Annotated in this window: 10 protein-coding genes; 5 read left to right on the top strand and 5 right to left on the bottom strand. The window is 72.3% G+C overall.

From position 1 onward, the window contains the following. A partial coding sequence (locus JWN97_RS03995) for a hypothetical protein (RefSeq protein WP_297618636.1) occupies positions 1–710 on the top strand: 710 nt, incomplete at its 5' end. On the opposite strand, the gene guaB is transcribed toward JWN97_RS03995, so the two are convergent. Beyond that, positions 695–2197 (bottom strand): IMP dehydrogenase, encoded by a 1503-nt coding sequence (guaB, locus tag JWN97_RS03990; RefSeq protein WP_297618633.1) that lies wholly within the window; start codon positions 2195–2197, stop codon positions 695–697. The genes JWN97_RS03995 and guaB overlap by 16 nt on opposite strands. A gap of 31 nt (positions 2198–2228) precedes the next feature. Next, a complete protein-coding gene (locus JWN97_RS03985; RefSeq protein WP_297618631.1) occupies positions 2229–3116 on the bottom strand; it encodes a GNAT family N-acetyltransferase in 888 nt (295 codons plus the stop codon). Between the two features lie 94 nt (positions 3117–3210). On the opposite strand from JWN97_RS03985, the gene JWN97_RS03980 reads away from it, so the two are divergent. From JWN97_RS03980 to JWN97_RS03970, 3 genes are read left to right on the top strand one after another with little or no spacing between them, the layout of a single operon-like run. Beyond that, positions 3211–4743 carry a hypothetical protein gene (locus JWN97_RS03980; RefSeq protein WP_297618628.1) on the top strand — a complete coding sequence of 511 codons (1533 nt, stop codon included), beginning with the start codon at positions 3211–3213 and terminating at the stop codon, positions 4741–4743. A gap of 50 nt (positions 4744–4793) precedes the next feature. Further along, the gene (locus JWN97_RS03975) at positions 4794–5315 is read left to right on the top strand and encodes a SigE family RNA polymerase sigma factor (protein ID WP_297618624.1); all 522 of its coding nucleotides are present in this window, start codon (positions 4794–4796) and stop codon (positions 5313–5315) included. Beyond that, positions 5309–6643, top strand: a complete 1335-nt coding sequence (locus tag JWN97_RS03970) for a hypothetical protein (protein WP_297618613.1) — start codon at positions 5309–5311, stop codon at positions 6641–6643. The genes JWN97_RS03975 and JWN97_RS03970 overlap by 7 nt, the downstream gene beginning before the upstream one ends. A 60-nt stretch (positions 6644–6703) precedes the next feature. Here the strand turns inward: JWN97_RS03970 and groL are convergent, their stop codons facing one another. Both groL and groES read right to left on the bottom strand, forming a co-directional pair. Further along, on the bottom strand, positions 6704–8329 hold the full coding sequence (groL, locus tag JWN97_RS03965; RefSeq protein ID WP_297618610.1) for a chaperonin GroEL: 1626 nt from the start codon (positions 8327–8329) through the stop codon (positions 6704–6706). A gap of 90 nt (positions 8330–8419) precedes the next feature. Beyond that, positions 8420–8713, bottom strand: a complete 294-nt coding sequence (groES, locus tag JWN97_RS03960; RefSeq protein ID WP_255892389.1) for a co-chaperone GroES — start codon at positions 8711–8713, stop codon at positions 8420–8422. A 243-nt stretch (positions 8714–8956) separates the two neighbouring features. On the opposite strand from groES, the gene JWN97_RS03955 reads away from it, so the two are divergent. Next, a complete protein-coding gene (locus tag JWN97_RS03955; RefSeq protein ID WP_297618604.1) occupies positions 8957–10147 on the top strand; it encodes a class I SAM-dependent methyltransferase in 1191 nt (396 codons plus the stop codon). Between the two features lie 3 nt (positions 10148–10150). Here the strand turns inward: JWN97_RS03955 and JWN97_RS03950 are convergent. Continuing rightward, on the bottom strand, positions 10151–10763 hold a 613-nt coding region (locus JWN97_RS03950; protein ID WP_297618600.1), incomplete at its 5' end, for a hypothetical protein.

The raw sequence follows: 10763 nt of genomic DNA, 5'->3' as shown, positions 1-10763 counted from the left end.
TCCGCGGTCGCGGCCGCCGCCGCGGTCGTGCTGGTCGCGGCCGTGGCGACCGGCGGTGTGTATTCCGCGACTCCGGGTCGGTCGACCCGGCCGGGCCGGTGACCGACGTCGCCGTGCCGCGCCAGGTCGAGGTGGACGGCTTCACCTACGAGCTCGACACGGTGCGCGAGGTCTCACCCGGCCAGGACGTGCAGGTCGGGACGGGCGAGGACGTGGTGGTCATGCTCGTGGCCACCGGGCTGGGCGACGGCTCCGCGACCCTCTCGACCGGTGACGTGGCGCTCGCCCGCGTCCTCGCCGGCCAGGAGCGGTCCGTGCCGGTCACCGGCCCCCACGGCCTCGCCTACGTCAGCGGCGACCTGGACGACGCCCCGGACGACGCCCGGATCGGTGTCGCGGTCTACCGGCCGACCGACGAGCTCGCCAACGGCTTCAGCCACGACACGGCGGTCTTCCGGAGCGACACCGGTGACCGGAGGCTCCTCAACGCCGCGTTCATCCAGGACGGCGAGAGCAGCGCGACGGTCGTCGTCCGCGGCCGGCTCGACGACCTGACCTTCTCCGACTACTGCTCGACCACCCAGCCGGACCTGCAAAGCGGCTACGACTTCCTCGCCGGGGTGCTGCTGGCAGGCGACCGCTACGACGTCTCCGCCACCCCGACCACCGCCGAGGGGCGGACCGCGCTGCTGGTCTACCGCCCGGTGTAGTTGGGTGCCTCGACGGTCATCTGCACGTCGTGGGGGTGGCTCTCCTGGAGCGACGCCGAGGTGATCCGCACGAAGCGGCCCTTCTCCTGGAGCTCGGGGATGGTGCTGGCGCCGATGTAGAACATCGACTGGTTGAGCCCGCCGATCAGCTGGTGGGCGACCGCCGAGAGCGGGCCGCGGAAGGCGACCTGGCCCTCGATCCCCTCGGGGACGATCTTGTCGTCGCTGGTGACCTCGGCCTGGAAGTAGCGGTCCTTGGAGTAGGACTTCTTGCCGCGGCTGCTCATCGCCCCGAGCGAGCCCATCCCGCGGTAGGACTTGAACTGCTTGCCGTTGACGAAGACGACCTCGCCCGGCGACTCCTCGCAGCCCGCGAGCATCGAGCCGACCATCACCGAGTCGGCACCGGCGACGAGCGCCTTGGCGATCTCGCCGGAGTGCTTCATGCCGCCGTCCGCGATCAGCGGCACGCCGGCCGGCCGGGTGGCCAGCGACGCCTCGTAGACCGCGGTCACCTGGGGCACGCCCACCCCGGTGACGACGCGGGTCGTGCAGATCGAGCCCGGGCCGACGCCGACCTTGACCGCGTCGGCGCCCGCGTCGACGAACGCCTGCGCGCCCTCGCGGGTGGCGACGTTGCCGCCGATGACCTGGACGTGGCGGGTCGAAGGGTCGGTCTTGAGCCGGCGCACCATGTCGAGCAGCAGGTGGACGTGGCCGTGCGCGGTGTCGGCCACGAGGACGTCCACGCCGGCCTCGACGAGCGTGGTCGCCCGCTCCCAGGCGTCGCCGAAGTAGCCGATGGCCGCGCCCACGAGCAGCCGGCCGTCGGCGTCGTACGACGCGTGCGGGAACTGCTCGCCCTTGACGAAGTCCTTGACGGTGATGAGGCCGCCGAGGCGCCCCCGGTCGTCGATCAGCGGGAGACGCTCGCGCTTGTGGGCCCGCAGCAGCGAGGTGGCCTCCTCGCGGGAGATGCCGATCGGGCCGGTGATCAGGCCCTCGCTGGTCATCACCTCGGTGACCTTGGTGGTGGCCCACTCCGCGACCGGGGTGAAGCGCAGGTCGCGGTTGGTGATGATGCCGAGGAGCCGGTTGTCGAGGTCGACGACCGGGAGGCCGGAGACGCGGTACTCGCCGCAGATCCGGTCGAGCTCCTCCAGCGTCGCGTCGGGGCCGATCGTGACGGGGTTGGAGATGATCCCGGTCTGGGTGCGCTTGACCAGGTCGACCTGGCGGGCCTGGTCCTCGATGGACAGGTTGCGGTGCAGCACGCCGATCCCGCCCTCGCGGGCCATCGCGATCGCCATCCGGGACTCGGTGACCGTGTCCATCGCGGCGCTGATGAGCGGCACCCGCACCGAGATCTCGCGCGTCAGGCGCGTCGTGGTGTCGATGTCGCTGGGCGCGAGGTCCGACTCCCCCGGCAGCAGCAGCACGTCGTCGTAGGTGAGGCCCAGGGCGGCGAACTTCTCGGGGATCTCCACGCAGCCATTCTAGGTGCCGCGGCCCGCGCGCTCACCCCCGTGTCGGCGTGAAGTCGCGCACGGGCACCCGCACGTGCAGCTCCGCGCCGGAGAGGCGGATCCGCCCGCGCAGCCCCGACCCGAGCACGAGGGGCAGGACGGCCCGGTTGTCGGCGGTCGTCACGAGGCCCAGCTCGGCGTCGCCGAGGGCGGCGGACAGCCGGGCCGCCTCCCTCAGCAGCCGGGTCCCCAGACCCCGCCGGCGCCAGCTCGAGTCGATCTCGAGCACCAGCGGCCGGGCGCCGTCGACCGTCGTCTCGCCCAGCGCCGCCCGCCCGACCACGACCGAGCCCACCACGACGCTCACCTCGTGGGTGTCCGAGACCAGCTCGGGCGTGACGGTGGGAGCGCCCGGCCCGTCGGGCGAGACCCGGGCGGCGTACGACGCGTCCCGGCGGAGCACGTCGGAGACCAGCGCGGCGATGGTCGCCCCGCGGGCGTGCTCGGTGGCGGTGAACGGCGCCGCGCGGTGCACCTGCACCACGACGTCGCCGACCAGGAGGTCCAAGCTGTCGGCCGTGGTGCCGTCGATCGGCTCCGGCTCGGCGTCGAGCAGCTCCGCGACCACCTCGGGGAACCGGGCGGGGTCGTCGAGGATCGTCCTGGCCGCCTCGACGTGGCGGGTCGCCTGGTCCAGGAGCACCTCGTCCCGGCAGCGGTGGGCGTCGACGAGGTCCGCGCCCGCCTCGGCCGCCAGTGCCCGCAGGTCGGCGAGCTCCCAGCCGTCCGGCGTGTCCACGACCAGCTCGTCGGTCACCGACCCGAGCCCGGGGAAGACCTGCATCCCCACGATGTTGACGCCGGCGTCGCCGCAGCACCGGGCGACGACGGACAGGCTCCCCGGCCGGTCCGCCAGGTTGATCCGCATCTTCCACAGCATGCGGCCACCGTGCCCCAGCTGCGTTGCAGCACCGGTTCCCCCTCGTTTCGGCCGTGTGAACACCCACACTGGTGGGGCCTGAGAGGGTGTCGGCATGAGCGTCCCACGTGTCGTGTGGCTCGCCGCCGTGGCCGCCTTCCTCGCCAGGTTCCCCGGTCTGCTGTGGCCGCTGAGGCCCGACGAGGCGGGCTTCCTCCTCGTCGCCCGCGCCTGGCACCCGGAGCCCGACGCGCTCTACGGGCACTACTTCGTGGACCGCCCGCCACTGATCATCTGGCTGATGCAGGCCAGCGACGCGGTCGGCGGCGCGTACGCCCACCGGCTGGCCGGCGCGCTCGCGTGCTCGCTGCTGGTGCTGGCAGCAGCGGCGGCTGCCGGCGAGATGACCCGCCGGGCGGGGGTCGTCGACCCCGCCGTCGTACGCCGCATGACCGGGTGGGTCGCCGTGGCCACGGCCGCGCTGGTCGGCAACGCCCAGATCGACCCGGTCGCCGCGAAGGGCGAGCTCTTCGGGATCCCCCTGGTGATGGGATCCTGCTGGCTCGCACTGCGGGCCGTACGCCGGATCTCGGTGCCCGACGCGTTCTGGGCCGGCCTCCTGGCGATGCTCGCCCTCGGCTTCAAGCAGAGCATCGTCGGCGGACTGGTCTTCGGCACCGTCGTGCTGTTCGGCTCCGCGCTCGCGCGGCAGCTGTCCTGGCGGGCGACACTCCGGTGCGCGCTCGCCGCGCTCGCCGGCGCCGCGGTGCCGGTCGGCCTGGTGGTCGCCTGGGCGCTCGTGACCGGCGTACGGCTGCAGACGCTCTGGTACACGTCGGTGTCGTTCCGCTCCGACGCCAACCGGATCATCGCGACCCAGAGCGCCGAGGGCGCGGCGGGCCGCGTCTGGTACGTGGTCTACGTCTTCGTCGGCACCGGGATGCTGCTCGTCCTGGCCTGCCTCCTCGCCCGGCTCCCCGGACTGCTCCGGCACGACGCGGTGCCGATCGTGGCGATCCTGGCCATGGTCGGCACGGACCTGCTCGGCGTCGCGGTCAGCGGCAGCTACTGGCTGCCCTACCTCTTCGTCCTCGTCCCGGGGCTGTCCCTCGCCCTCGCGGCACTGCTCGCCCACGACCACCTCCGGCTGTCGCGACCACGGGTGGGCAGACCCGCCATCGCGTTCGTCGTCGGCTCCTGCGTGATCTCGCTGATCGGCTGGACGGCCGCCTGGATCCACGGTCGGGTCCCGGTGGAGGTGCGGACCGGGGAGGCGATCGCCGCGGTGGCGCGGCCTGGCGACCGCGTCCTGGTCTACGGCGGGCGCGCCGACATCCAGTGGGCCAGCCGCGCCGGTTCCCCCTACCCCTACCTGTGGTCGCTGCCGATGCGCACGCTGGACCACGGGCTCGACGACCTGCACGACGTGCTGACCGGCGCCAACCCGCCGACGTGGTTCGTCGAGGCGTCCTACATCAACACCTGGAGCGAGCTCGGGACGCGGCCGATCGAGAGCTCACTGATCCGGAAGTACCAGTTCGTCCGCACGGCCTGCGACCGCTACCGGATCTACCACCTCAACTCCGTGGACCCGGTCGACGTGGACGTCGACTGCCGGACGCCGTGGCGGAGCATCTGGGGCAACTGATGCAACCTCGCAGGCACCTCACCCCGTTTGGTCCCACATGGAGCAGAACGGTGCGTGACGAGGCGGCGTTCGTCGAGTTCGCGCAGTCGGCCCGCGACCGGCTGCGGCGTACGGCGTACCTGCTGTGCGGCGACTGGGACCAGGCCTCCGACCTCGTCCAGGAAGGGCTGATCCGGGTCTACGTCCGGTGGTCGCGGCTGACGCGCAACGGCGGCGAGCTCGCCTATGCACGCAAGGCGGTCGTGAGTGCCTACCTCGACCACGTGCGGCGGCGGTCCAGCACCGAGCGCCCGCAGGAGGCCGACCCCACGCAGGCCTCGAGCGAGGACGTGGCGACGTCGGTGGCCACGCGCGAGGCGTTGATGGCCGCCCTCGCCCAGCTGCCGCCGAGACAGCGGGCGTGCGTCGTGCTGAGGTACTTCGAGGACCTCTCGGTCGCCGAGACCGCGGCCCTCCTCGGCTGCACCGAGGGCACGGTCAAGAGCCAGACCTCGCGCGCACTGTTCTCGCTCCGGTCCATGTTCGAGGACTCGCCGTTCGGCGAGCTGTCCCAAGGAGCCGTCTCATGGTGAACGAGCTGCGCGAGCTGATGCGCGAGGCGAGCGCCCACCCGCCGCAGGACCTCGGCGACCTGCCCGGCGTGCTGCGCCACGGTCGCAGCCGGGTGCGGGTGCGCCGTGCCGGCATGGTCGGAGGTACGGCGCTGGCCGCGGGCGCGATCACCCTCGCGTCGATGTCGTGGCTGGACCCGACCCCGGCCGACCTCGCTGCGGCGGGCGTGCCGGACGTGGCCGGGCCGAGCATGCGCCTGACCGGTGCCCGGCCGGCCGTCGAGGGGCAGGACTACCGCGAGCTGACGTCGTACACCAACGCGGACCTCGATGCCGACAACGGCGCCTACTTCGACGGCGTCACCGACGACGGTCTCGTCCTCTTCCGCGACGGGCCGCGGTCCGGCCAGCTCTACCCGCGCTTGGCGCTGATGGACCCCGCGACGGGCGCCAAGGACTGGCTGCCGAAGCTGGACGTCGGCCAGACCCAGACCCGGGCCGTCGAGCTCGGCGACGACCGGCTGGTGCTGGTGTCGCTCGGCGAGGCGGTCGTCTACGTCTTCGACCGCGACGCCCGACAGTGGAGCGGCCTGAAGTGGCCCGAGCTCCCGAAGACCGCCGAGACCCGGATCGCCGACCTGGGGCCCGACGGGCGGCTCTACGTGCTGGTCCCTGCGACGCAGGGCTCCCCGCCACCGGGCGGGTGGCCGACGGGACCCGACGGCGAGGCGGACGACGCCGATGCCGAGGGCGACACCTTCGACCTCTGGTCGGTGTCACCCACCGATGCGACGGACATCCGCGACGAGCGCCTGCGCGTCGGCGCGATCGGCTTCACCGACGACTCCCTGGTGTGGACCGACTCGTCCAACGGGGCAGCCGGGCTGGTGCACGTGCGCGACCTGGCGACCGGCGAGGAGTCGTCCTTCGATCCCGAGCTGGGCGAGCGGTGCAACCTGCTGGGGTTCAGCGTGGCGGGCGAGCGGATCGCCATGTCGCAGTACTGCGGCACCTACGAGGGCGGTGTCCGCGACGACCGTGTCCAGGTGGTGACGACCGGGGGCGAGCAGATCGTGACCGTCCAGGAGAGCGGCGTGGACGGAGGGATCCTCGGTGAGGACGGCGACTTCCTGACGCTGACGGCGTACGACCGCGCGACCGGCGGCACCTACGTCTACGACTTCGACGAGGGGCAGCTGCTGCGGCTCAGCGACGGAACGTCGTCGTGGAACGTCGGCAGCGGCCCGACGCCGGGCGACCAGTTCCTGTGGAGCGAGCCGGCCGGCGCGAAGGTCTCCCTCTTCGGCCGCAGCGGTGCCACGGTCCACCTGGGCGAGCTGATCCGCTGAGATGCGCGACAGGCCCGCACCGGATCCCGGTGCGGGCCTGTCGTGTCGGAACGGGTCGGATCAGTGGCCGTGGCCGTGCCCGTGACCGCCACCGGCGGGAGCCGGCTCGTCCTCCTCGGGCTTCTCCACGATCAGCGTCTCGGTGGTGAGCAGCATCGCGGCGATGGAGGTCGCGTTGACGAGCGCCGAGCGGGTGACCTTGACCGGGTCGAGGACGCCCTGGGCGACCAGGTCGCCGTAGGTGTCGGTGGCGGCGTTGTAGCCGTTGCCGACGCCGAGCTCGCGTACCTTGGCGGTCACGACGTAGCCGTTGACGCCACCGTTCTCGGCGATCCAGCGCAGCGGCTCGTCGGCCGCCTTGCGGACCACGCGGACGCCGGCAGCCTCGTCACCGGTGAGGCCGAGGTTGTCGTCCAGCACCGCGACGGCGTGGATGAGCGCGGAGCCACCGCCGGGGACGATGCCCTCCTCGATCGCGGCGCGCGTCGCGGAGACGGCGTCCTCGATGCGGTGCTTCTTCTCCTTGAGCTCCACCTCGGTGGCGGCGCCGACCTTGATCACGCAGACACCGCCGGCGAGCTTGGCGAGGCGCTCCTGGAGCTTCTCGCGGTCCCAGTCGGAGTCGGTGTTCTCGATCTCGGCCTTGATCTGGTTGACGCGGCCCTCGACAGCGGAGCTGTCGCCGGCGCCGTCGACGATCGTGGTGTTGTCCTTGGTGATGACCACGCGACGGGCCTGGCCGAGCACCTCGAGGCCCACCTGGTCGAGCTTGAGCCCGACCTCGGGGGCGACGACCTGCGCACCGGTCAGCGTCGCGATGTCCTGCATCATCGCCTTGCGGCGGTCACCGAAGGCCGGGGCCTTCACGGCGGCGACGTTGAACGTGCCGCGGATCTTGTTGACGACCAGCGTCGAGAGCGCCTCGCCGTCGACGTCCTCGGCGAGGATGAAGAGCGGCTTGCCGGTGCCGATGACCTTCTCGAGGACCGGGAGCAGCTCCTGGATCGAGGAGATGTTGCCCTGGTGGAGAAGGATGTAGGGGTCGTCGAGGACGGCCTCCATCGACTCCGGGTCGGTCACGAAGTAGGCGGACACGTAGCCCTTGTCGAACTGCATGCCCTCGGTGAACTCGAGCTCGGTGCCCATGGTGTTGGACTCCTCGACCGTGATCACGCCGTCCTTGCCGACCTTGTCGAAGGCCTCGGCGAGCAGGTCGCCGATGACGCTGTCGCGGCTCGAGATCGTGGCGACGGACGCCATGTCCTCGCGCGAGTCGACCTCGCGGGCGGCCTCGCGCAGCGCGTCGCCCACGGCCTCGGCCGCGGCGTCCATGCCGCGCTTGAGGCCCATCGGGTTGGCGCCGGCCGCGACGGCACGGAGGCCCTCGTGGACCATGGCCTGGGCCAGCACGGTGGCGGTGGTGGTGCCGTCACCAGCGATGTCGTTGGTCTTGGTGGCCACCTCCTTGGTGAGCTGGGCACCGAGGTTCTCGAAGGGGTCGTCGAGCTCGATCTCACGCGCGACGGTGACACCGTCGTTGGTGATGGTCGGCGCGCCCCACTTCTTGTCGAGGACGACGTAGCGGCCCTTGGGGCCGAGCGTCACCTTGACGGCGTTGGCGAGGGCGTCGACGCCGCGCTCGAGGGCGCGGCGGGCGGCCTCGTCGAACTCCAGGATCTTGGGCATCTATGTGCTCCTAGGAAAGATGTGTGGGCCGTACGAACCTGACGTGCCTGACGCCCGGCTGGCATCACGCCAGCCGGGCTGCCAGGTGCGTCAGGAGACGACGGCGAGGATGTCGCGGGCGGAGAGGATGAGGTACTCCTCGCCGGCGTACTTGACCTCGGTGCCGCCGTACTTGCTGTAGATGACCTTGTCGCCGACGGCGACGTCGAGCGGGACGCGGTTGCCGTTGTCGTCGACTCGACCGGGGCCGATCGCCACGACCTCGCCCTCCTGGGGCTTCTCCTTGGCCGTGTCCGGGATGACCAGGCCCGAGGCCGTGGTCTGCTCGGCTTCGAGCGTCTGGACGACGATGCGGTCCTCGAGGGGCTTGATGTTGACCGACACTTCGGATCAACCTCCACTTTCTCTGCACGAGATTCTTCAGGAGCCCGGAATCATTTGTCCCGGGGCTCCCAGGACGTGGGCTCGTGGGCCGGGCGGCACGCCGTCGCGGGGGTCGTGCAGAGGCTCGTGAGCATTGGCATTCTCAGGGTGAGAGTGCCAGAACAGACGCTAGCACTCTGCCTGACCGAGTGCTAGCGCAGGCGACCCCCGCCCGGTGGCACGTCGTGCTGACAGGATGCCTGCGTGGAGATCTCGACGCTGGACTGGCTGCAGACGACCGAGGGCGCGCGGCTGCTGGTCCACGCCGCCGAGGCCTGGGCCGACCACCCCGGAGACCCGGTCCGGGTCGCGAGCGTCGTACGACGCCTCGAGCCCGACGCCGAGAAGGCGGCGGCGGCGACGACGCAGGCGCAGCTGCGTGTGAAGGCCGTCGCCAAGTTCGGCGATGCGGCGCTGCGGATGTTCTTCACCCCCGATGCGCTCGAGCAGGCGACCCGGTTCCGCGTGGCCGACCACCGGGCGGCGCGCCTGGCCGCGGCGATCCCCGGCGGGAGCGTGGTCGACCTCGGCTGCGGCATCGGCGGCGACCTGCTCGCCTTCTCGCGCGCCGGCCTCGTCGCGGCGGGCATCGACCAGGACCCGGTGCGGGTGGCGATGGCGGAGGCCAACCTGGCCGCGCTCGGTCTGGCGGGCGCCGTCCTGGCCGGTGACGCCACCACCCTCGACACGAGCGGCTTCGACGCGGCCTTCGCGGACCCCGCGCGGCGCGGCGGCAGGGGCCGGGTCTTCGACGTGGAGGGGTGGACCCCACCGTGGCCCTGGGTGCTCGACCTGCTGACCAAGCGGTCCCTGGTCAAGGTCGCGCCGGGGATCGGCCACGACCTCGTGCCGTCCGGCGTCGAGGCGGAGTGGGTCAGTGACGGCGGCGAGGTCAAGGAGGCCGTGCTGTGGTCGCCGAGCCTCTCCACCACCGATCGGCGCGCGACCGTGATCGGCGTGCGGGGGCTCGCGACGCTGACCGATGAGGACGCTCCGCCGCTCGGCGGGGGCGGCGTCGAGGTCCGTGAGGTCGGGGCCTTCCTCTACGAACCCGACGGCGCTGTCATCCGGGCCGGCCTCGTCACGGCCGTGGCCGCCGGTGTGGACGGCGGCCTGGTGGACGAGCACATCGCCTACGTCACCAGTGACGCCTCCTTCCGTTCGCCGTTCGCCCGGGGATACCGCGTGCTCGAGCACCTTCCCTACCGCGAGAAGCAGCTCAAGGCCGCGCTGCGCGAGCGCGGCATCGGGCGGCTCACGATCAAGAAGCGTGGTGTCCAGGTCGTCCCGGATGAGCTGCGCAAGCGCCTTGCCCTGAAGGGTGACAACGAGGGCACGCTCGTGATGACCCGCGTCGCGGGCCACGGAACGGCCCTGCTGGTCGAGCCGTTCTAGCCGTCAGGCCTGGCAGCCGTTGCGGGCCACGCCGGCGACGCGTACCGGCAGCCGGCCGGGTGCCGGCGCCTCGCCGAGCAGCACCTCCACCAGCACGTCCATGGCACCGGGAGAGTCGCCGTACGTCGCGATGCGTGTGGGTGCGCTGACCCGGCCCAGCACCCAAGGACTGTCGGTCGCGACGGCGACCGCGCCGTCGACCGGCGCGTCGTGGAAGCCGGAGAAGCCGACGGGCGTCCCGACGGCGAGCCGGGCGTCCTCGCGGGCGGTCCACGCGTCGAGGCGTCGCACGCGTCGCGCCTCTGCCTTCTTCCACGCCCGCTTGCGCATCGTGAAGTGCCGCTTGCCCTCCCGCGGCCGTCGCTCGGGCCGCGGTCGCGCGCTCGCCAGCCGGTGCGGTGGCGAACGGCGCAGCAGCACGCCCAGGCCGGCGCGCCCCGCAGCCGCGGTGAAGCCCGCGACCGCGCCGGGATCGCCGTAGGCGTGGACCGACTCCCCCACGAGCCGGCCCGAGCACTCCCCATCGGTCACGGTGACGGCGGCGGCGGACAGGTCGCGCGAGGCGTCGCTCGCCGACCCGACGGGGGCGCCCGGGGCGCCGGACAGGTGCGTCAGC

Origin of the sequence: Nocardioides sp., from assembly GCF_025965415.1 — a bacterium.
Lineage (GTDB): Bacteria > Actinomycetota > Actinomycetes > Propionibacteriales > Nocardioidaceae > Nocardioides.
The sequence above is the reverse complement of the archived record's forward strand: the minus strand, read 5'-3'. Positions and strand labels throughout refer to the sequence as shown.

What these genes read in the sequence shown, in the direction of transcription:
- JWN97_RS03970 (WP_297618613.1), top strand. Translation starts at nt 5,309, where the DNA reads ATGGTGAACGAGCTGCGCGAGCTGATGCGCGAGGCGAGCGCCCACCCG.
- groL (WP_297618610.1), bottom strand. Translation starts at nt 8,329, where the DNA reads ATGCCCAAGATCCTGGAGTTCGACGAGGCCGCCCGCCGCGCCCTCGAG.
- JWN97_RS03980 (WP_297618628.1), top strand. Translation starts at nt 3,211, where the DNA reads ATGAGCGTCCCACGTGTCGTGTGGCTCGCCGCCGTGGCCGCCTTCCTC.
- JWN97_RS03985 (WP_297618631.1), bottom strand. Translation starts at nt 3,116, where the DNA reads ATGCTGTGGAAGATGCGGATCAACCTGGCGGACCGGCCGGGGAGCCTG.